The sequence below is a fragment of the Bacterioplanes sanyensis genome, from assembly GCF_002237535.1.
Lineage (GTDB): Bacteria > Pseudomonadota > Gammaproteobacteria > Pseudomonadales > Oceanobacteraceae > Bacterioplanes > Bacterioplanes sanyensis_A.
Genome location: NZ_CP022530.1, coordinates 727,307 through 748,283 on the forward strand (window position 1 = coordinate 727,307; position 20,977 = coordinate 748,283).

Consider the following 20,977-nt stretch of genomic DNA (forward strand, 5'->3'; position numbering starts at 1 on the left):
CCGATTGATCGCTATCATGCACTACTGGTTATTTAAATCCGAGCCCGACGAGTTCAGTTTTCAAGATTTATTGCACTGCGATGAGCGGCGCACAGTATGGGACGGCGTGCGCAACTATCAAGCCCGCAACCTGATGCGCGATCACATGGCTGTGGACGACCTCGCATTTTTTTACCACTCCAGTTGTAAACAACCGGCCATCGTTGGCATCTGTCGCATCAGCGCCACCAAAGTGCCCGACCCCAGTGCATTCGATACCAGCTCGCCCTATTTTGATCCTAAGTCAGATCCCAGCAATCCACGCTGGCTGACGGTCGAGGTGTGTGCGCTGGAAGCACTGTCACGGCCAGTCACGTTAAAAGAAATGCGCCAGCTTGAAGCGCTGGCAGACATGACCTTGCTGAACAACCCAAGGTTATCGGTACAGCCTGTCGAGGCATCTCACTGGCAGTGCATTGTGCAGCGGGCTGAAACATGAGTGATGCCATCCCCATCGTCCACACTTGGAATGCCCACCAGCAGCAGCGCTTGTGCGGCTGTAAACAATGTCAGCGCCGCCCCTATGCAGACGACAGTTGTACCACTCCGATTCAAGTGCTGCCACAGCGACAGCAAATGGTGTGGTTATGCAGTTGCCGTTTAAGCCAGCGCTATCCCTACTGCGATGGCAGCCATAACCCGCGTAACGGCATGACCCTGCGCCAAGCGGTGGCAGAGATTTGCAAAGATGTGATTAAAAGTTGGCGACGTGACTGATGCGTGCAGCCTGATGCATCAAATCGGCGCTGTCCAACAGTGACTGCGCGGACTGAATGCTGCCCCGGCGAACCTGCCAAAAGGTCACTGCATTGAGTGCAATGATACGATCGGTTGGCTCGAATCCCATAAACGGACGGCGCAAACTGCCGGTGAAAGTCGATTGGCTGACCACCTGATCGCCTTCGGCCAACAAGTCATCGACCAATACGGCAAAATCGTCCATTACGTCACGAATGGAATCAATCAGGCTGCCCATGCCGGATAGCCCCATCGGCGACTCGATCATACTGGCTTGATAACTAAACTGCGGACTCACAAGAGAGGCCGCTAGGCGATGACGCCCCTGATTCCAGGTCAGTTCAATAAACTGCCGCACCAGGCGCTTATTTCCCTCAAGCTGCTCGTCCATGCTCACACCCTGTAACATGATGTTAGGTTGTTACAGAGTACGACATATTGCGCCGCCACACCGGACATGGCTCACAGTTTAGTCCGTTTTGACAGGTGCCAATTGCAGCAACAAAGGCGAAAAATCGCTATTTTCGTTACCTTGCTATTCAGCCTGCAGCCACGCTGCCAACTGCTGATAAATCTTGCGCTGATTGTCTGCCGATTCATTCACCAGATGGTGCTGCCCACCTGGTAGCATCAGCAATCGTTGTTGGGGAAACTTCTGCTGCAATACCTGCAAGTTGTGACGCCAGTCTACGGTTTGGTCACGATCCCCCTGCACGATGTTAACGCGGATGTCGGTCGCTGCTTGCGACTCGATCATTGGAATCCAGCGCTTGAGCGCTCCTACCCAGCGCACATTCAGGAACCTGGGTTGTAGCGGATCAAGCTCTGCAATAAAGCGCAGGAACTCGGCATCGGCCGAATTGGGTTTGAATTTGCGTTTCAGCTGCTTCACAAAGCGATGCAGCAAGGCATGCATCCATTTACCCGTGCGCCAGCCCATGGGACGCACCAATGGTGCCAATAAGGTGACTTGTGCAAACGGGCTATCCAGCTGGCGCAGACCACGGGTGAGCAGATAGTGCAGAATAATCGCTCCGCCGGTGCTTTGGCCAAACACCTGAATCGGTAGCTGCAGCTGCTGTACTTGGCCAACCATCTGGCTGAACACATCGTCGTATTGGCAAAAATCGTCGATGGTGGCCACTTCGCCACTGGACAAACCATGCCCGGGCAAATCAAAGCAGACAACGTCCAACTGCTGACTCAGGCAGAACTCAATTAACGAGCGATACAGGCCGACATGGTCGTAATAACCGTGCACCAACAGCGCCACGCCCTTGGGCTGCGATACTTGCCAGTACTGCACCACAATATCGAAACCACCCAGCTGCGCGGTGCCGGCACTGTGCTGGCTCGCTTGCTCGAACGTTAAACGATAGTGCTCGCAGTAGGCACGCCACTGATCACCCAACGCCGGTGATAGCGCCTGCCAATCCAGCATGGGCGTGCCCGCCAGCAGCGCCGATTTATCCCACTGCACCCAACTGCTCCTTCTATTAATGGCGGCAGTATACGCCAGCCCAGCGGTGAGCGAAAAACAGCCATAAAAAAGGCCGCTTGCGCGGCCTTTTCAATCACTGGCTCAGCTTACACTGAGTAGTACATATCAAACTCAGCTGGGTGAGTGGTATGCTCGACGCGGTAAACGTCTTCCATCTTCAGGTCGATGTAAGCATTGATCATATCTTCAGTGAATACACCGCCTTCGGTCAGGAACGCCATGTCTTCTTTCAACGCATCCAGTGCTTCGCGCAGGCTGCCCGCCACTTGAGGGATCGCCGCAGCTTCTTCGGCTGGCAGATCGTACAAGTCTTTGTCAGCCGCATCGCCAGGATGGATCTTGTTCTTAACACCGTCGATGCCCGCCATCAGCATGGCAGCAAACGCCAGGTATGGGTTCGCCGTTGGGTCAGGGAAGCGAGACTCGATACGCTTGCCTTTTGGCGACGCCACGTATGGGATACGGATCGAGGCACTGCGGTTACGGGCAGAGTAAGCCAGCATCACAGGGGCTTCGAAACCTGGGATCAAACGCTTGTAGGAGTTAGTCGATGGGTTGGTGAACGCGTTCAGCGCTTTGGCGTGCTTAATGATACCGCCAATGTAGTACAACGCGGTTTCGCTCAAGCCAGCATAGCTGTCGCCAGCGAACTGGTTTTCGCCATCTTTCCAGAACGACTGGTGCACGTGCATACCAGAACCGTTATCACCCACCACAGGCTTAGGCATAAAGGTCGCCGTTTTGCCGTACGCCGATGCCACGTTGTGCACCACGTACTTCAGCATTTGTACTTCGTCGGCTTTTTTCACCAAGGTGTTGAACTTAACACCGATCTCGTTCTGGTTCGCCGTTGCCACTTCGTGGTGGTGTACTTCAACGTCCAGGCCAATGGCTTCCATCAGATTACACATAGCCGCACGAATGTCGTGAGAGCTATCCACTGGTGGTACTGGGAAGTAACCGCCTTTAACGCGTGGACGGTGGCCCAAGTTGCCGCCTTCCATCACAGTTTCAGTGTTCCAAGCACCTTCGTCTGAGTTGATTTTGTAGAACGAGCCAGACATATCCTGGCCCCAACGCACGTCATCAAAGATAAAGAACTCAGGCTCTGGACCAAAGAACGCTGTGTCGCCCAGACCGGTCGACTTCAGGTACTCTTCAGCGCGCTTAGCCACAGAACGCGGGTCACGCTCATAGCCTTGCATAGTAGAAGGCTCGATGATGTCACAGCGCAGTACCAGTGTTGGATCTTCAGTGAACGGATCCATAAACGGGGTGCTGTCGTCTGGCAGCAGAATCATGTCGGATTCGTTGATGCCCTTCCAACCAGCAATGGAAGAACCATCGAACATCTGGCCGGTCTCGAAGAAATCTTCATCCACGTCACGTGCCGGGATGGTAACGTGCTGCTCTTTACCCTTGGAATCGGTAAAACGCAGGTCAACCCACTTCACATCGTTTTCTTTAATCAGATTCAGAGTGTTCTCTGACATGTTTCTTCTCCAGATGCTGGTTCAGATTTGAACAAGGGACGCATCCCTGTTTTGTTATGAATGTCATTAGAGCAAGTTGTATGCCATACCGCGGGATTAGCTGAACCGCACAAAATCAGGGCCACCCCATTCCAACAGCATTCGCAATGCACCGAAAGACAACATCGCATGCGCGATACGCACCAAAATAGAGCATTCATCGCGTTATGCCTAGCAGTTCCCTGCAAGAATGCACAGTATAGGTTCACCCCCTGGCACGAGGAACCATTTTGCCGCCCCGTGAAGCTGCATCTTGCTTTGGCTCAAGGGCACCTCTAAATAATGCTGCACAGCTTTGCGCGAGTGTGTCAGGACTTCAGAACAAAGCGGAGATGACAGCCAATAGCCAGTCCTTTGCAATTTCGCCAACGGCGCTATGCTGGCCTGCCGCCCACGCCATAAAGGGAAACGCTTGAGAACTACGGCTCTGTAACGCCGATTTTTGCTGTAGCTGGTTAGAGCAACAAACCGGCTTGGTGATCTAGAGCCCCTGGTGACCTAGAGCGGACACCGAATTTAGAGGTGCCCTAGATCTGCAAAATCCGCCAAACAGTCACAATACTCGGGTTAAATAGTTTGCCGCGTAAAAGCCATGCCGCATTTTCCAGGGCTTCATGTATAATCGCGCCTCATTTTTGTTCAAACTTTAATCAAGGCTCATGTTGTGATCGACAATCTCAGAAACATCGCCATCATCGCGCACGTTGACCATGGTAAAACCACACTGGTCGACAAGCTGCTGGAACAGTCCGGCACGCTGGAGCGTAACCAGGGTGGCGAGCGGGTCATGGATTCCAATGACCAGGAAAAAGAACGCGGCATTACCATCTTGGCGAAAAACACCGCCATTAAATGGAATGACTACCGCATCAACATCGTCGACACCCCTGGGCACGCCGACTTTGGTGGTGAAGTTGAACGTGTGATGTCGATGGTCGACTCGGTGTGTTTGTTGGTGGATGCCGTTGACGGCCCCATGCCACAAACCCGTTTCGTAACCCAAAAGGCATTCGAACGCGGCCTGCGCCCCATCGTTGTAATCAACAAAATCGACCGTCCGGGCGCACGCCCTGATTGGGTCATGGACGAGATCTTTGATCTGTTTGACCGCCTTGGCGCGACCGAAGAACAGCTCGACTTCCCAGTGATCTACGCCTCTGCTCTGAATGGTATTGCTGGCGATGACCCAGACAACATGGCCGATGACATGACGCCACTGTTCCAAATGGTGATCGACCATGTGCAAGCGCCTAAAGTTGAGCTGGATGGCCCGTTCCAAATGCAGGTATCGGCACTCGACTACGACAGCTTTGTTGGCGTTATCGGTGTTGGCCGTATTACCCGTGGCAAACTAAAGCCGGGTACCGACGTACAGCTGATCGACATCGAAGGCAAAGTGCGCAAAGGCCGTATTCAACAGGTGAAAGGCTTCCATGGTCTGAACCGCGTCGACGTAGACGAAGCAGCGGCCGGTGATATCGTTTGTATCTCGGGCATCGACGGTCTGAACATCTCCGACACCCTGTGTGCCGTCGGTAATGTTGAAGCCCTGCCGCCGCTGAGCGTTGATGAGCCAACAGTGAGCATGACCTTCCAAGTAAACGACTCGCCGTTTGCAGGTAAAGAAGGCAAGTACGTTACCTCGCGCAATATTAAAGACCGCTTGGATCAAGAACTGATCCATAACGTTGCCCTGCGTGTCGAGCCAGGTGACAGCCCAGAGAAGTTCAAAGTATCTGGCCGTGGCGAGCTGCACTTGTCGGTTCTGATCGAAACCATGCGTCGCGAAGGTTTCGAAATGGCCATTGGTAAGCCCGAAGTGGTGCAAAAAGAAATCGACGGCGAGCTGCAAGAGCCCTATGAGCAGGTCGTAATCGATATCGAAGAGCAGCACCAAGGCTCGATTATGGAAGAGATGGGTAACCGTCGCGCCGAAATGACCAACATGGTGCCAGACGGCAAAGGCCGTGTGCGTTTGGAGTTCATCGCTCCAGCGCGTGGTTTGATTGGCTTCCGTGGTCTGTTCCTGACGCTGACCTCAGGTTCTGGCATTTTGACCAACGTCTTCCATCACTATGGTCCGGTCCAAGCCTCGTTGGGCGCTACGCGTCACAACGGTGTGCTGGTGTCTATGGTGGCTGGTAAAGCGCTGGCTTATGCGCTGTTCACGCTGCAGGATCGTGGACGCTTGTTTATCGGCCCGCAGACTGAAGTCTACGAAGGCATGATTGTCGGTCTGCACAGCCGTGATAACGACTTGGTGGTTAACCCAACCAAAGCCAAGCAGCTCACCAACGTGCGTGCATCCGGTACCGATGAAGCACTGACCCTGACCCCATTCGTGCGTCATACACTGGAACAAGCACTGGATTTCATCGAAGACGATGAGCTGGTAGAAGTCACACCGACCAGCATTCGCCTGCGCAAGAAGTTCCTCAAGGAACATGAGCGTAAGCGCGCCAAAAAAGGCTGATGCCATCGCGTCTGCTATGATAAAAGCCGGGTTTATCCCGGCTTTTTTGTGCCCATTCATCTCGACACAGGATGCTTTTATGATGCTGCGTGCGCTAGTTATGCTGCTGTTGTCAGCGCCTGTAGCCGCCGACTCTGTGGTATTCGCCGCAGGCAACTCCATGCCTCCGTATGTTATTCCAGGCACACAAAACGGTATCGCGCTAGAGCGTGTGCGTGCCGCGCTAACGCTGCAAAACTTGCAGCTGCAAGTACTGTTCGGCAGCAATAGCGAGAACCTGACGGCCTTTCAGTCCGGCGCAGCGGATGCCATTCTCATTGCCATCAAAGACAGCCCGGAAACCTACACCAGCAGCCAGCCAATTATGACGCTGCGCAACGTCGCCATCAGTCTCAAGCCGCGTACCTTGCAGCAAATCAGCGACCTAGCGCGTTACCGCGTTGGCGCTTTCAGCCTCGCCAGCCAATTACTGCCGCAGCCGTTCGCCGAGACGGTGCAGCGCTCGCCCAGCTATAAAGAGTACCCTCGCCAAATCGAGCAGGTGCGCGCACTGTTCGCCAACGAGCAAGATGTATTGATCATGGAGCGGACCATCTTCCGCTATTTCTTTAGCCAGTTACGCCAGCAAGACCCCGCCAACCCGGTGTACCAGCAACCACCCATTTATTATGAGCTGTTTCCCCACAGCCGTTATTTTGCCGGCTTTCGTGATCCGCAACTGCGCGATCAGTTCGACTTAGGGCTGCAGCAACTGCAGCGCCAGGGCGACTACGACGCCATTCGCACGCGTTACGAACAGCTGATGGACGACTACCTGCTGCGTTAATCGGATTGTTCGCGCTGCAGCTTTTGAATCTGCAGCAATGCTTCATCGTTCATGTCGAGAATATCGACGATCACCAACAGCAAATCTGCAGCAAACGCGCCTTTGCTCACCTTGCTGCGCAAATTCTCACTGGTCAGCACAATGCCGCGCAGCTCCAGTTCTGCCGCCAGGTCTTCATAGCGTTTGTTCTTAAGAATCATGGCGGAGCGAATGAATCGGCTGATCGCCATGCGGTATTGCGCCAAATTGCGCTTATTCTGGGCACTCTGCTCCGGTTTCATGACGGCTCGACTTGGCGCTATGGCCACCTTCGGTTGCTGACTATGTCTCCAATATATAAAACAATTGTTGACTTTGAAACCAATACGACTAAATTGTGACTTATTAGTCACGAACGCCACCAAGGAAGCTTATATGGCTTGGGATCTGAACAACATCCAAACGCTGGTCGACGATCACGACAGCTGGTCGATCGAAACCGAAGACAATTGCCTCAGCATCAGCAATGACGAAGGGCTAGACGCTTTCCTTTACGCTGGCGAGCAACAGATCATCGTTGAGTCTTTGTTGTTTCCACTGAGCAGCGTGCGCGACGAGGCTGCTCTGAACCAGCTGATCCTGCGTACGCATCAGCTACAGCCGCTGACCAGCATTGGTATCAAGGTGGTTGATGGCGCTGAGTACTACGTTGCGTTTGGTGCGCTATCAACGCAAAGCAAAGACAGTGTTTTGATGGAAGAAATCGAAACGCTCTTTATTAATGTCGGTGAATTTTTAGAGCTGTACGCCGATCATCTGACTTGCGAGGTGTAACATGAGTCTGTCAAAAATCTGGACCGCATTAAAAGGCGGCTTAAATGAAACCACAGAAGCCATTGTCGATTCGCAGTCTTTGCGCATTTTGGATCAAGAAATTCGCGAGGCGAAAAAAGAGCTGCAAGCCGGTGATCAAAGCCTGACCAAAATCATGGCCAAGCGCAAACTGGCAGAAAATAAAGCACAAGCACTGCAGGCAGATATCGACAATTATTCCAACCACGCCGTAACTGCGATGGAGCAAGGTAACGAAGCCCTGGCGTTGGAATGTGCGGAAAAAGTCAGCGACCTGGAGTCACAACTGACGCAGGAGCAAGAAATTCTTGCCAGTTTCCAACAGTCAGAAAGTGCGCTGAAAGCCAACATGGCCAAAGCCAAAGCCAATGTTCGCCGCATGGAGCAACAGATCGATCAGATCAAAGCGACTGAATCGGTACAAAAAGCACAAGTGGCGGTCTCCAGTCGCCACATGGGTGCCACCAATAAAGTCAAAACGGCACTGGATAGCTTAGAGCGAATCAAAGGCAAGCAAGCTCAGCGTGCAGCTGAACTAGAAGCCGCTGAAGAAATGGCCAATGCCGAAAGCGGCAGCGATTTAGACGCTAAATTGCGCTCAGCCGGTGTTATTAGCGGTGGTGCATCTGGTAAAGATAAATTGGCTCAATTAATGGCATCTCGCGGCAATAAGGAATAATATCCGCCCCCCAAAGTCACCTGGTGGCCCTCACCGGGTGACTGCTGTATTGGATCGTTAGGGATTACGAATGCCCCTGGTAGTCAAACTTCGCCAATTGGCCGCTCGGTTATTTTATCGACTGAGCGGTGTCGCGGTAGTAGCCGCTTTGTTTATTTATCTCATGACCAGCTGGCTGGGCCTGTATTTGGCCGGTGAGCAAGACCTGCTGGTACTCGATACCTTCTTCTATTGGATATTGGTCACCGCCTCCACCGTCGGCTATGGCGATTATTCGCCTGCCAGCGCAGCCGGACGCTTATTTGCCGCATTGTGGGTGATTCCACTGGGGTTAAGCTTGTTTGCCGTGGTGGTCACGCGTTTCGGTATGTTGATTCATACGCTGGTATTCAAAGGTAAAAAAGGACTCCTTATGTTAACACTGAGCAACCACACGGTGATTATTGGTTGGAACGGTGCACGCACGCTGCGGCTAATAGAACTGTTACTGGCACGCCAGAATAAGCAGCAACAACGTATCGTTTTGTGCACCACCGCCGACATCGAAAACCCTTTGCCGGGTAAAATTGATTTTGTTCGCGTGTCCTCATTTACCCAACCAGAGGACATGGCCCGTACATCCATCAATCTTGCGCAGCGCATTATTATTGATACCGACTCAGACGACGTGACGCTAACGACGGCACTGTTTTGTGCCGATGTAAATCCAGACGCGCATAAGACCGCGTATTTGCAACAAGAATCACTGGCCGACTTACTGAAAGTGCATTGCCCTAAGGTGGAGGTGATTCCGTCTGTTTCGATCGAAATGCTGGCACGTTCGACATTAGATCCAGGCTCTAGCCAGGTGCATAAGCAGTTACTGGACAGCACCGACGGCATGACGCAATACAGCCTGCAATACGACGGTGAAAACACCCATTTTCAGCCACTGTTTGAGCAATTTAAATCACAATTGGATGCCACGTTAATTGGTGTGCGCCCCGCCGCAGCACAGGACATTGTGTTGAACCCACCGTTGTCCACTCCCATCCAACAAGGCGATAGCTTGTTTTACATTGCTGCTCATCGCATCGAGCTGCCAGCGGTCGCATAGGAGTTGTTATGTTTCAGTGGTTCAAAAAAGATGAAAAGCCCAGTGCTCCGGAAATATTAGGTTTACGACCGGGTTTTAGTTTTGAAGTCGACAGCCTGTTGTTGCGTCTGTTATCAGCCGAGCTGACGGCACAAAATATTGCCGCCACACAGCTGATTCAGGCCGCAGGGGTGGTCGACATGGGCGATACGCAGTTATATCGCTTCTATACCGATGACGATGCTTGGTTGCAGGTAGTAAGCCAAGGTGGCCAATCCGAGCAGCACGTGGTCGACGTAAAGCTGTTTCACTATTACGACACGTTAAATATCGCCTCTCAGCAGCGCTGGGATGCACTGCTAAATGAAGAGATTGGCCAGTCGCAATACACTGTAGCAGAGCATGTTTATCAACGTGTCTGGACCGATTTAGACGACTATCACCCGCCCGTGGCGATGACGGAAAATACCTGGGACCAACAGAACGAGTGCAGCAGTACCGATCAGTTCACCATGTTATTTGAACGACCGCTGGCGCACCAAGGTATGACTGAGTCTTTATTTTTGTCGGCGGAAGAACAGCGCGAGCAAAACGGTCATTTGTCTCGCTGCTTAGTCATCAGCACCGGCATTACCTTAACCCCCAGTCAACTGACCGTTCACGGTTAATTCAACCCCATCATAGGAAAAGATATATGTTAGTTAACGCCATCGGCAACTTTGCCCTGTACTTCAGCATTGCTGTCGTTGCTCTGATGCTGTTTAAAGTGATTTATGCCGCCATTACTCCGCACGACGAATGGCAGCTGATAAAAGAAGAGGCCAATACCGCTGCGGCCATCGCTTTTGGTGGAGCAATTTTAGGTTTTGCAATTGCACTGGCCGGGGCGATTAGCAACTCTGTGGATTTAATCGACTTTCTGATTTGGGGTGCGATTGCCTTACTGGCGCAGCTGGTTGCATTTGCGTTGGTACGTTTTATTTTTATGCCGAAAATCGTTGCTCGCATTCAGAACAATGAAGTCAGCGCCGCCATCGTACTGCTGGCCGTATCGGTATCCGTTGGCTTATTAAACGCCGCCTCGCTGAGCTATTAAGGGGTGACCGTTATGTCCAAGCGTTCCAAGAATATCGTTCTTGCCCGCATGCGCAAGCACCCCAAAGCGGCATTGGCTGCCGTGGTCGGTGGCAGCGCTGGGTTGGCTGGCTGCTCCAGCAGTGAGCCAGTCACCATGGTGGTATCTATCGACGACTGCCAAGAAAAAACAGCATTAAGCGAAGCGCAATGTGAATTTGCTTACAAGCAAGCATTGGCCGAAGCCGAGCGCACTGCGCCAAAATTTCAGGATGAAAGAGACTGCGAAGATCAATTTGGTTTTCACAATTGCACGCGCAGCTCAGAGGGTTTTTTCACCCCGGCCATGACGGGCTTTTTGGTAGCCGAGATTATCGACGAAATCGGTGATGCCTACCGCACTAAATATTACAGCCCGGTGTTTCGCAACGAATATCGCCGCGCTACGCTCGCCGATGGCACGGAGTTGACCTACGCCAGCGGTGGCCAGGGCTCTTATCGGGTACCCAAATCTGCCAACAAACCCAAAGCCACGGTTAAAAAGGTGTACCCCAAAGGCACCAAAACCATTAACCGTAAAGGCTTTGGCTCCACTGCATCGGCCAAAAGCAGTTGGGGTGGCGGTTCTTCTTCGCGCAGTTGGGGTGGCTGATGTTTCGCCGCCCGATCGCCGAGCGTCCGGATTGGCAGCAGCGCGCGCATGAATTTGGTTTTCACTTTCATACCATGTACGGCGAGCGTTACTGGGATGAAAGTGCCTATTACCAATTTTCGTTGCAGCAAATTGAACGCGACCTAGAGACACCGACTGAAGACATCCACGCCATGTGCTTGGAGGTGGTGGACAAAGTCGTCAACGACGAGGAATTGCTGCGCCGCTTTGCCATTCCAGCATCACAGTGGGAGGTTGTCCGCCACAGCTGGCTGCAGCGCGAGCCCAGCCTCTATTCGCGCCTCGATTTCGCTTACGACGGTCAGTCTCCTGCCAAACTGTATGAAAATAACGCCGATACTCCCACCAGTTTGTATGAAACGGGTTTCTGGCAATGGTTGTGGCTAGAAGATCAGGCCGATAAAGGTCTGCTTCCACGTCAGGCGGATCAGTTTAATAGTCTGCAAGAAAAGCTGGTCCAGCGTTTTCGCCAACTGCTCGAGCTACAACGACAGCAAGACGCCAGCCCGATCCTGCACGTCAGTTGCTGCAAAGACACCGCAGAAGACCGCGGTACGGTGCAATATTTACAGGATTGTGCCAGCGAAGCTGGGATCGACACACGTTTTGTTTTTATCGAAGACGTTGGCCGCGACGCTGAGGGCCGCCTGACCGACTTGGACGATCACATTATCGAGTGGTGGTTTAAGTTGTACCCGTGGGAGTTTATGGTGCGTGAGCCCTATGCACCGTTAATTGCCGACTCCGGGGTGCGCTTTTTGGAACCGGCGTGGAAATCAGTGCTGTCGAACAAGGCGTTATTGCCGCTGCTGTGGCAAATGTTCCCGAACCACCCCAACTTGCTACCAGCCTACTTTGAGGATCAGCTCGAGCAGGTACCAAACGACACAGCGTTGGTGAAAAAGCCGATTTATTCGCGCGAGGGGGCCAACATCAGTTTGCTGTCTGAACGTGGTGAAACCGAGTTTTCCTCAGGCCCATATGGCGAAGAAGGATTTGTTTATCAGCAAGCACACATGTTGCCCAAGTTTGGGCCGTTTCATACTTTAATTGGCAGCTGGCTGATTAACGATCAGGCCGCCGGTATTTCCATTCGCGAAGACAACGGCCCCATCACTCAAGATCTGAGCCGCTTTTTACCACACATTATTCTGGGATAAAAAAAACCGCCCGAAGGCGGTTTTTTTAGATATCAGCCAATGACTGCAGTGGGTAGTTGGCTGGCATCGGACCGTCAGCAACGCCGGAGTCGATGGCAGCTTTGGCTACCGCGTAGGATACCTTGCCCAGCAAGCGTGAATCCGTTGCCTTTGGAATGATGTAGTCGCGACCAAAGGCCAACTCATCCAAACCGTAAGCGGTCAGCACTTCTTGCGTCACCGGCTCTTTGGCCAGCTCAGCCAGCGCCTGCGCTGCTGCCAGTTTCATTTCTTCGTTGATGCGAGTGGCACGCACGTCCAATGCACCGCGGAAAATGAATGGGAAGCCCAACACGTTATTGACCTGGTTCGGGAAGTCAGAGCGACCAGTGGCCATGATGGCATCGTCACGCGCTGCTGCGACCACATCCGGCATGATCTCTGGCACCGGGTTGGCGCAGGCAAAGATGATCGGACGCTCGGCCATTTTCTGGATTTGCTCCGCTTTCACCATGTCTGGGCCTGACAAGCCCAAGAAGATGTCAGCGCCGTCGATGGCGTCGTCAAAGGTGCGCTTGTCGGTATCGACGGCAAAACCTTGCTTGTACTGGTTCAGGTCGTCGCGACCCGAGTGAATCACACCTTTACGGTCACACATAAAGATGTTTTCTGGCTTCATGCCCGCCAAGATCAGCAGCTTGGTGCAGGAAATAGCAGCGGCACCGGCGCCCAGAACGGCCATTTTGACGTCGTCGATTTTCTTGTCCTGAATTTCCAGAGCGTTCAGTACGCCGGCCACGGTTACAATGGCAGTACCGTGCTGATCGTCGTGGAACACTGGAATGCTGCACTGCTCGATCAAAGTGCGTTCAATTTCAAAGCACTCAGGCGCTTTGATGTCTTCCAAGTTAATGCCGCCATAGGTGTTGGCGATGCGACGCACGGTATCGATAAAGGCTTGTGGGCTTTCTGCTTCGACTTCTACGTCGATGGAATCCACACCCGCAAAGCGCTTAAACAGCAGGCTTTTGCCTTCCATCACTGGCTTGGATGCCAGTGGGCCGAGGTTACCCAGGCCCAAAATGGCCGAGCCATCGGTAATCACCGCCACCAAGTTGCCCTTGGCGGTGTACTTGTATGCATTTTCTGGATCTTCAGCGATCGCCTTCACCGGCTCTGCCACGCCTGGGCTATAAGCCAGAGACAGATCGCGTGATGTTTCGGCTGGGGTGCTCAGCTCAATACTAATTTTGCCCGGCTTGGGGTTGGCGTGGTATTCAAGAGCCGCGTGCTTCAAATCTTCTGACATGGTACTCGTCCAGTTTGTCGCGTTGTAAAAAAGCCCACTGTGCTACGTTGGTCCAATACACAGAGGCGTAAGGGGGCATACTTGATAACAAAAACACAACCCGGTTTCCACTAAAACCGAGATATCACTAGACTTTGATCAGTGTTTTATCTTACGAGGTAACCGAATTGTGATTTGAAGGCCGGGTGATCGGTTCTCTGCCCGTATCATTCCGTCGTGTAATTCAACAATACGTTTCACCAAGGCCAAGCCTATGCCGTAGCCCCCACTGGCATGGTCTCGGGCGCTGTCGACTTGGGTGAAGGGGTCAAAGATACGCTGCAATTCGTCTTCCGGAACGCCCGGGCCTTGATCGGCCACGACCAAGTCCACCCAGTCAGCTTCACCTCTCAGCGCAACGAACAAGTCGCTGCCTTCGGGAGCAAAGCGAATGGCATTGCGCAAAATATTATCGAACGCTCGTTCGATTAGCACCCAGTCCCATTCTGCCGACAAGGGTACCGGATTTTTTTGGCGTTGTAGGCGTAATTGTTTGTCGTCGATTTCAATAGCGGCGTCACTGAGCCAGTCATCGAGGCGATGATCGACATCATCCTGCTCCAACAGCAAGGCGCGACTGTCCTGTTGCTGCAGCCTGGCCAGATCCAAAATCTGGCCCACCAAACCGTCCACCTGAGCCACCGCGCGTTCGATGCGATCGTGCTCAGCGGCTAAAGCATTGTGCTGGTCTTTCTTGCGCGCGATGCCCAGCGCGATTTGCAGCCGCGTCAGTGGTGAGCGCAACTCATGCGAAACATCGCGCAGCAACTGCTGGTGACTTTGCAACAAACGCTGCAGCGACGCCGCCATATCGACGACTTCGCCAGACAACGCGCCGATTTCATCACGCCGCAACTCATCCATTCGCAGGCCCGACACATCAAAATTACCTTGGCCCAGCTGGCGAGCGGTGCGCTGCAAACGCCGAATCGGTTGCGTCAGACTCCACACCAAGGTGAAGCACAACAGGGTCACCACCGCGATCACGGCAATGGGCACCATCCAGCGCTGCTCATCTTCCAAGAAGCTACCCCATTGCTGACGCTTGATGGCGATGTACAAGTATTCGCCGCGAGCCACCGGGCCGATCATCAGCCAGTCGTCGTCTTGGCCCCATAGAATGCGGCCAGACTCAGCGGCAACGTCCACAAACTCTTCGACATCGTGAGGTAGCTGATAGGCACGATCACTGGCCACCGCCACCAGATTCCAGCCAGGGCGTAGTTTGCGCCACAGCTTACGATTTTCAGCAACGATGGGAGGGCTGCGCTCGAGCAGACGAATCAAATGCATCTGTTCGGTGGGCGTAGCTTGGCGAAAGTAGTCTTCTCCAATCCAGTCGCTGGTGACTACCGCCGCCAGCATGGCTAAAAAAATAACCGACCAGAACCAGAAGAATACTTTGAAGAACAGCGAGCGGTACCAGCGAAAGGCGCGCACTCTTATACCTGAATCAGCATGTAACCACGGCTGCGAACGGTTTTGATCCAGTCGGTTTCATCTTCGCGCTTGCCGAGTTTCTTGCGCAAGTTACTGACGTGCATATCGATGGAACGATCGTAAGCCATCAGCGGGCGCCCCAAAGCCGCCAGCGACAGGGTATCTTTGTCGACCAACTCGCCGGTGTTTTCCATCAGGCACTGCAACACGCCAAATTCGGCGCCAGTGAGCGATATGCGCTCCTGTGCCAACGTCACTTCGCGTGTCGATGGGTCGAGCAACAGCTCGCCCACCTGATACGGATTATGGCTGGAGGATTCTTCGGCACTGAAATCGATACGGCGGAACAAGGCTTTAATGCGCGCCACTAGCTCGTGGTGATGGTACGGCTTGGCGATATAGTCGTCAGCGCCGTGCTCTAGGCCTAACACCCGATCGACACTTTCGCCGCGCGCCGTCAGCATGATGACCGGCAAGGACGATTGCTCACGCAGCGCTTTAAGCACTTCAAAGCCGTTCATTTTCGGCAGCATGACGTCCAACAACACCAGATCATGCTCGCCTGACAGCGCTGCTTGCAGCCCAGCTTCACCATCGTGGCGTGCGCTGAGTTCAAACCCTTCCATAGCGAGGTACTCTTGCAGCAGCTCGCTCAGTTCAACGTCATCATCAATCAGCAGAATTCGGTTCATCGGATGTTTTTTGGCCATGATTCAGTGCTTCGCAGTGTAATGGTACGGACGCCTTAGCGCAGAGTTTTTACCCTTCATTACGTCGGGTTTAGTGGTCCAGCAAGGTGGCAATCCAACGAGTTTGCGGCCGAGTTTCAAAAGCAATTTTCACCACCATGGTCAATGGGATCGACAGCAACATACCCACCGGCCCCAGCACCCAGCCCCAAAACACCAAGGAGACAAACACCACCAGGGTCGACAGGCCCAGAGTGCGGCCCATCAAACGTGGCTCAACCACATTACCAAACAGCGTATTGGCGGCGACAAAAATTGCGGCTGTAATCAATGCAGAACCAAAGCCCAGCTGAATCAGCGCGATCAGTACCGCAGGCACGGCGGCAATGATGGAGCCAATGTTAGGGATGTAATTCAGCAAGAACGCGACCAGCCCCCACAACGGTGCGTAATCCACCCCCAGCAACGACAGCGCCACACCAATGCTGACACCAGTACCCAAGCTGACCAGAGTTTTGATGGCGAGATACTGCTGCACCGACTGGCTAAAGCGTGCGAAATGAGCGAACGCCAAGGTTTGCTCGCCAAATGCGCGCTTTACCTTATCGGGAAAGCCCGAGGCCTCTAACAAGATAAACACCACGGTAAACAGGATTAAAAAGGTGTTGGCCAGCACTCCGCCCAAGCCGTTGAACACCGACGCCACGGTTTTCATCACCACCGCCGGGTCGACGTATTCCTTGATTAAGTCATCGGCCACCTCAACGCCCAGCCCACGCAGGCTGACAATGCCTTGCTGCATCAGCGCGTTGAGTTTTTGCTCGTAGATAGGCATGTCCTGATAAAACGAGTTGATGGTGCCGCCCACAAAAGTCGCCAGCCCCATACCAATTACCACAATGGCGCCCATCAGCAACAACACTGCCAGCACGCTAGGCACCCGGTGACGTGTCAGCCAAGCCATTAACGGCGCCGTCATCACAGCGATAAATACCGACAGTAAAAAAGGTACGAGAACCGTCGCCGCGCTTTTGATACCAGCAATCACAATCACCGCCGCCGCGGCCGTCAACACCAGATGATTGGCAAAGCGTGATTCTTCCGACGCCATGTATGGGCTCTCCGCTGATAAAAAACACTAACCATACACTAGCCGCCTACACAGTCACGGCCCAAGCTGGATTTTTATGCCCATAGGCTTGAGTTTGCTGGCAACTGTCGTTACTATGCGCCGCCTATCTGCGGAAGTGGTGGAATTGGTAGACACGCTGGATTTAGGTTCCAGTGCTTCACGGCGTGAGAGTTCGAGTCTCTCCTTCCGCACCATTCTTTTGCCGGAGTCAATCATGCCAGGATTGCTGATACTGCTGGCCTGTCTGATCGCCGGACATCTGTTAAATTTCTTGTTTGCATTGCCTGTTCCGGCTGCCATTTTAGGCATGCTGATTTTGCTGGCTGTACTCATCGTGCTTGGCAAGACGCCTGCGGTGCTGCAACACACCACTGCCACACTGTCGCCACTGTTGCCGTTATTTCTGATTCCCGTTAGCACTGGCATTGTCACCCAAGGCGACATCATCGCCGAATACGGGCCGACGTTGCTGGCAATTCTGATCATCAGTCTAATACCTGGCATCTTGGTCTGTGGCTGGATCATGGGCAAAGGCAAACTGCATGACTGAGCTGCTGCAATTGCCATTGTTCTGGGCCAGCATGACCATTGCTGCCTTTGTTGGCGGCCAGCAGATTTACCGCCTCAGCGGTAACAGCCCCTGGCTGCCACCGATTTTGTCCAGCGTCACCTTGCTCGTCGGAGTATTGCTCATCACGGGAACACCTTACTCCACGTATATGCAAGGCGGTTCGCTGCTGCATGTGATGCTAGGGCCGGTGATTGTCATGCTGGCGGTGCCGCTGTATCAGTATTTGCACACCATGCGCCGTCACTGGCGTCGCATTGCTTTGGCCATCGCTTGTGGCAGCGCCACCACCATTGCTGTGGCCGTCGCTTTGACCTATTGGTGGATTGGTGACATTCCTCTAAGCCGCACCATCGCCACCAAAACCATCACCACGCCCGTGGCAGTGGCAGTAAGCGAGCAAGTAGGTGGCCTGGCGGCGATGGCGTCCGCCTTTGTCATTGTCACCGGCATTCTTGGTGGCCTGATGGCGCCGCCGCTGCTCAAACTCGCGCGCCGCGACCAGCCGCATACCGTGGGCCTAACGCTGGGTATTTGCGCTCACGCCATTGGCACCAGCCGAGCGCTGGAGCTTGGCCAGCAGCAGGCTGCCTACGCCGCGCTGGCGATGACCCTCACGGCCACCTTGCACGCCCTGTTGTTGCCATCACTTCTGCCGTGGCTGATTTAACCAATTCCCACTATGGTAAACAGTGGCGAGTCCTCTTGTGTTAGTGACTCATTTCATCGGCTGCAATGAGGGAAGGCATGAGGCGGCGATTGTCACAGTTGTGGCTGTTGGCATTATTGAGCGCCACCAGCATTTCGATCCTGATCGTGATGCTGATGCTCAACCAGCAAATCCAACAAGAGTACCAAAGCATGGCCTTGTGGTCGGAGGAGCTGGGTAACTACGCCCGCCGCCAGCAGGCCCCTCCGGCAACGTTATTGCAAGCCCTCACCAACCAGGGTTACCGCGTTCAGTTAGTGCGCAGCGATAACGACAAAGTACGCGTTTGGGTCGGCAACAGTCAGTCACTTAACTTGCAGACGGCGCGGCAAGTGCTGCAAAGCGGCAACCCAGAGCAAGGCTATCGCCGCATTGACGGCGACCTCTACTTGTATCGCACATCGGCGGTATTGCCCGATGCGGTCGTGGTCATTTATCGACCGATGATGGACCTCTACACCGGCTTGGTAACCATGGGCATTTCTGTGCTGGTGGTCTGCATTGCTCTGCTGCTGGTCTTGTTTGCCGTCTTTCGCCGCTTAGTGCAGCCTCTAACTCAACGACTGCATCGAGCCGACTTGCAGCACAGCATGGGCTGGCAGCACATGTCTGGCATTGCCCTGCAGCTCACCGAAAGCCACTACATTCTGGATGCCAGCCCGCGCTTTAAGGAGCTATACGGCGCCATCGATGGCAAGCGTTTTGAAGCGTATCTGCACCAAGCCTGTGAGCAGCGTGTGCAACAGTGCTTGCAACGCGCTCTGAGCCAGCAGCAGGTAATCCAATTTGATTGTCAGCTGGTCAATGACCATGGCGAGCACAAGGTTTGGAGCCTCAATGCACGGCCGGTAAAACACGCCGGTCGTCGGTATTTACTGCTCAACGGTGACGACATCAGCCAACGCTCGCACTCGGAACGTAAGTTGTTGATCGAGCAACAGCGCTTGACCACCTACTTTAACGCCATGCAAACCCTGCTGGTCATTTGCGACCCTGCGGGTGTGGTGCTGCGCATCAACGATCAAATTCGTCACCTGTTGGAGCTGCCAGATGAGCAAGTGCTCGGCCGACCGCTGTTCTCGTTATTGCCGCGCAGCCATGCCGAGCGCATGCGGCAACAGTGGCAGCAGATGGTGGCCGGCGAGCCGCCCAACGAAGATCTCGAATACCCCATCATCGCTGCCAATGGTAAGAGCTTTCTGATCAGTTGGCGCATCACCCGCGTTGAAGGCGACAACCCCAATGACGACGACTTCCTATTGGCCGGCGTCGACATTACAGTGCGCACCGCACAACAGCAGGCACTCACCGACGCCAATGAAAAAATCCGCGAAGCGCTGCAAGAAGCCGAGGCGGCCAACCGCAGCAAAACCATCTTTTTGGCCAATATGAGTCACGAAATTCGCACCCCGATGAACGGCGTACTGGGTGCGGCCGAGCTGTTGCAGGAATCCACACTGGATGCTGAGCAGGCCGGTTACCTGGATATCATCACCAAGTCCTCGCACTCACTGATCAGCATCATCAACGACATTCTGGACTTGTCGAAAATCGAATCGGGCAACCTGGAAATCGAGTTTAATGATTTTAACTTGCACGATCTGATCCAGGACCTCTATCAGCTGTTCAGTGACAGCGCTCGGCGCAAAGAGCTGGCCCTCACCAGTGTCTATCAGGCCGAGCTACCCGCTTGCTGGCGCGGCGATATGCAGCGCATTCGCCAGGTGCTCACCAACCTGATCAGTAACGCCATCAAGTTCACCGAAACCGGGCAGATCCATATAGAAGTCAGCGCCGCAGTACTGTCCGAGACGCGCTATCAGGTGAAGATGTCAGTCACGGATACCGGCATCGGCATCGCCGAAGATAAGCTGGAGCACGTCTTTTCCGCCTTTCGTCAAGCCGACAGCAGCACCAGCCGACGTTACGGAGGCACTGGCCTGGGATTGACCATCAGCCGTCGTCTGGCCGTGGCCATGCAAGGCGACATCTTGGTTGAATCCAAGCCCGGCGAAGGCAGCAAGTTTTGTTTATCGATTCCGCTGACCGTCGGCGATGCACGCAATGTCGTGGCCCCGAGCGAGCCGCGCAAAGCACAAGCGTTGCGTTTTAAAGGTCAGGTATTACTGGCAGAAGACAACCCGGTTAACCAGAAGATCACCTTAAAAATTCTGGAGAAACTTGGCTTTGACGCAGAGGTGGCAGAAAATGGCGACATCGCCATCAACGCATTGCGCCAGCGCCATTTTGATTTGGTGCTGATGGACATCAATATGCCAGTGGTCGATGGCATCGAAGCCACCGAAAGAATCCGCGATTTGGGCGCACCGCGCAGCTTGGTGCCCATTCTGGCTCTGACCGCCAACGCCATGATGGAGGATCAGGAGCGCTGCTTAGCCGCCGGTATGAACGGTTTTGTCGCCAAACCGATCAAACCCGATCGTTTGGCGGACGCTATTGCCAAAGTGGCGCCGTCATTGCGCGTTGACGAATAATTCAGTTCGAACTGCA

22 protein-coding genes and 1 tRNA gene are annotated in these 20,977 nt (G+C 53.7%); 15 read left to right on the forward strand and 8 right to left on the reverse strand.

What is annotated here, in order from left to right:
- Positions 1 to 16: 16 nt before the first annotated feature.
- Together CHH28_RS03340 and CHH28_RS03345 are read left to right on the forward strand one after the other, a co-directional pair.
- Positions 17 to 478 carry an EVE domain-containing protein gene (locus CHH28_RS03340; protein WP_094058974.1) on the forward strand — a complete coding sequence of 154 codons (462 nt, stop codon included), beginning with the start codon at positions 17 to 19 and terminating at the stop codon, positions 476 to 478.
- Entirely contained in the window at positions 475 to 756 is a 282-nt protein-coding gene (locus tag CHH28_RS03345; RefSeq protein ID WP_094058975.1) for a CDGSH iron-sulfur domain-containing protein, read from the forward strand. Before CHH28_RS03340 ends, CHH28_RS03345 begins: the two co-directional genes overlap by 4 nt.
- Here the strand turns inward: CHH28_RS03345 and CHH28_RS03350 are convergent.
- The 3 genes from CHH28_RS03350 to glnA form a co-directional block, all read right to left on the reverse strand.
- Positions 734 to 1,168, reverse strand: a complete 435-nt coding sequence (locus CHH28_RS03350) for an ester cyclase (protein ID WP_157729749.1) — start codon at positions 1,166 to 1,168, stop codon at positions 734 to 736. The genes CHH28_RS03345 and CHH28_RS03350 overlap by 23 nt on opposite strands.
- A 144-nt stretch (positions 1,169 to 1,312) precedes the next feature.
- The gene (locus CHH28_RS03355) at positions 1,313 to 2,257 is read right to left on the reverse strand and encodes an alpha/beta hydrolase (protein WP_094058977.1); all 945 of its coding nucleotides are present in this window, start codon (positions 2,255 to 2,257) and stop codon (positions 1,313 to 1,315) included.
- Between the two features lie 107 nt (positions 2,258 to 2,364).
- Positions 2,365 to 3,771 (reverse strand): glutamate--ammonia ligase, encoded by a 1,407-nt coding sequence (gene glnA / locus CHH28_RS03360; protein ID WP_094058978.1) that lies wholly within the window; start codon positions 3,769 to 3,771, stop codon positions 2,365 to 2,367.
- Positions 3,772 to 4,474: 703 nt separating this feature from the next.
- Between glnA and typA the strand changes: the two genes are divergently transcribed.
- Both typA and CHH28_RS03370 read left to right on the forward strand, forming a co-directional pair.
- Positions 4,475 to 6,283: a translational GTPase TypA gene (gene typA, locus CHH28_RS03365; protein ID WP_094058979.1), complete on the forward strand. Its 1,809-nt coding sequence runs from the start codon at positions 4,475 to 4,477 to the stop codon at positions 6,281 to 6,283.
- A 79-nt stretch (positions 6,284 to 6,362) separates the two neighbouring features.
- The gene (locus tag CHH28_RS03370; protein WP_157729750.1) at positions 6,363 to 7,109 is read left to right on the forward strand and encodes a substrate-binding periplasmic protein; all 747 of its coding nucleotides are present in this window, start codon (positions 6,363 to 6,365) and stop codon (positions 7,107 to 7,109) included.
- On the opposite strand, the gene CHH28_RS03375 is transcribed toward CHH28_RS03370, so the two are convergent.
- On the reverse strand, positions 7,106 to 7,390 hold the full coding sequence (locus CHH28_RS03375) for a DUF6471 domain-containing protein (RefSeq protein WP_094058981.1): 285 nt from the start codon (positions 7,388 to 7,390) through the stop codon (positions 7,106 to 7,108). The genes CHH28_RS03370 and CHH28_RS03375 overlap by 4 nt on opposite strands.
- Before the next feature lie 133 nt (positions 7,391 to 7,523).
- Between CHH28_RS03375 and CHH28_RS03380 the strand changes: the two genes are divergently transcribed.
- The 7 genes from CHH28_RS03380 to CHH28_RS03410 all read left to right on the forward strand — a co-directional run bounded on the left by CHH28_RS03380 (position 7,524) and on the right by CHH28_RS03410 (position 12,601).
- The gene (locus tag CHH28_RS03380; protein WP_094058982.1) at positions 7,524 to 7,922 is read left to right on the forward strand and encodes a DUF2170 family protein; all 399 of its coding nucleotides are present in this window, start codon (positions 7,524 to 7,526) and stop codon (positions 7,920 to 7,922) included.
- Between the two features lies 1 nt (position 7,923).
- Positions 7,924 to 8,619, forward strand: coding sequence for a PspA/IM30 family protein (locus tag CHH28_RS03385; protein WP_094058983.1), 696 nt, complete (start codon positions 7,924 to 7,926; stop codon positions 8,617 to 8,619).
- Between the two features lie 70 nt (positions 8,620 to 8,689).
- A complete protein-coding gene (locus tag CHH28_RS03390) occupies positions 8,690 to 9,715 on the forward strand; it encodes a potassium channel protein (RefSeq protein ID WP_094058984.1) in 1,026 nt (341 codons plus the stop codon).
- An 8-nt stretch (positions 9,716 to 9,723) separates the two neighbouring features.
- Complete coding sequence (locus tag CHH28_RS03395) at positions 9,724 to 10,362, forward strand: YjfK family protein (protein ID WP_094058985.1); 639 nt, start codon at positions 9,724 to 9,726, stop codon at positions 10,360 to 10,362.
- Positions 10,363 to 10,388: 26 nt separating this feature from the next.
- Entirely contained in the window at positions 10,389 to 10,790 is a 402-nt protein-coding gene (locus CHH28_RS03400; protein WP_094058986.1) for a DUF350 domain-containing protein, read from the forward strand.
- Positions 10,791 to 10,802: 12 nt separating this feature from the next.
- Positions 10,803 to 11,420 (forward strand): DUF1190 domain-containing protein, encoded by a 618-nt coding sequence (locus tag CHH28_RS03405; RefSeq protein ID WP_094058987.1) that lies wholly within the window; start codon positions 10,803 to 10,805, stop codon positions 11,418 to 11,420.
- Positions 11,420 to 12,601, forward strand: coding sequence for a glutathionylspermidine synthase family protein (locus CHH28_RS03410; protein WP_094058988.1), 1,182 nt, complete (start codon positions 11,420 to 11,422; stop codon positions 12,599 to 12,601). The genes CHH28_RS03405 and CHH28_RS03410 overlap by 1 nt, the downstream gene beginning before the upstream one ends.
- A gap of 25 nt (positions 12,602 to 12,626) precedes the next feature.
- Here CHH28_RS03410 and CHH28_RS03415 read toward each other — a convergent pair whose 3' ends face one another.
- The 4 genes from CHH28_RS03415 to CHH28_RS03430 form a co-directional block, all read right to left on the reverse strand.
- Positions 12,627 to 13,889, reverse strand: a complete 1,263-nt coding sequence (locus CHH28_RS03415; RefSeq protein ID WP_094058989.1) for a malic enzyme-like NAD(P)-binding protein — start codon at positions 13,887 to 13,889, stop codon at positions 12,627 to 12,629.
- Between the two features lie 138 nt (positions 13,890 to 14,027).
- The gene (locus CHH28_RS03420) at positions 14,028 to 15,368 is read right to left on the reverse strand and encodes an ATP-binding protein (RefSeq protein WP_094058990.1); all 1,341 of its coding nucleotides are present in this window, start codon (positions 15,366 to 15,368) and stop codon (positions 14,028 to 14,030) included.
- A gap of 2 nt (positions 15,369 to 15,370) precedes the next feature.
- A complete protein-coding gene (locus CHH28_RS03425; RefSeq protein WP_233243732.1) occupies positions 15,371 to 16,078 on the reverse strand; it encodes a response regulator in 708 nt (235 codons plus the stop codon).
- Positions 16,079 to 16,148: 70 nt separating this feature from the next.
- Positions 16,149 to 17,168 carry an AI-2E family transporter gene (locus tag CHH28_RS03430; protein ID WP_094058991.1) on the reverse strand — a complete coding sequence of 340 codons (1,020 nt, stop codon included), beginning with the start codon at positions 17,166 to 17,168 and terminating at the stop codon, positions 16,149 to 16,151.
- A gap of 130 nt (positions 17,169 to 17,298) precedes the next feature.
- Here CHH28_RS03430 and CHH28_RS03435 point away from each other — a divergent pair.
- The 4 genes from CHH28_RS03435 (at position 17,299) to CHH28_RS03450 (ending at position 20,961) form a co-directional block, all read left to right on the forward strand.
- Positions 17,299 to 17,383 (forward strand) — tRNA-Leu (locus CHH28_RS03435).
- Positions 17,384 to 17,403: 20 nt separating this feature from the next.
- Positions 17,404 to 17,739, forward strand: a complete 336-nt coding sequence (locus tag CHH28_RS03440) for a CidA/LrgA family protein (protein WP_094058992.1) — start codon at positions 17,404 to 17,406, stop codon at positions 17,737 to 17,739.
- Positions 17,732 to 18,427: an LrgB family protein gene (locus CHH28_RS03445; RefSeq protein WP_094058993.1), complete on the forward strand. Its 696-nt coding sequence runs from the start codon at positions 17,732 to 17,734 to the stop codon at positions 18,425 to 18,427. The genes CHH28_RS03440 and CHH28_RS03445 overlap by 8 nt, the downstream gene beginning before the upstream one ends.
- Before the next feature lie 77 nt (positions 18,428 to 18,504).
- Positions 18,505 to 20,961 carry a PAS domain-containing hybrid sensor histidine kinase/response regulator gene (locus CHH28_RS03450; protein WP_199243996.1) on the forward strand — a complete coding sequence of 819 codons (2,457 nt, stop codon included), beginning with the start codon at positions 18,505 to 18,507 and terminating at the stop codon, positions 20,959 to 20,961.
- Positions 20,962 to 20,977: the final 16 nt, after the last annotated feature.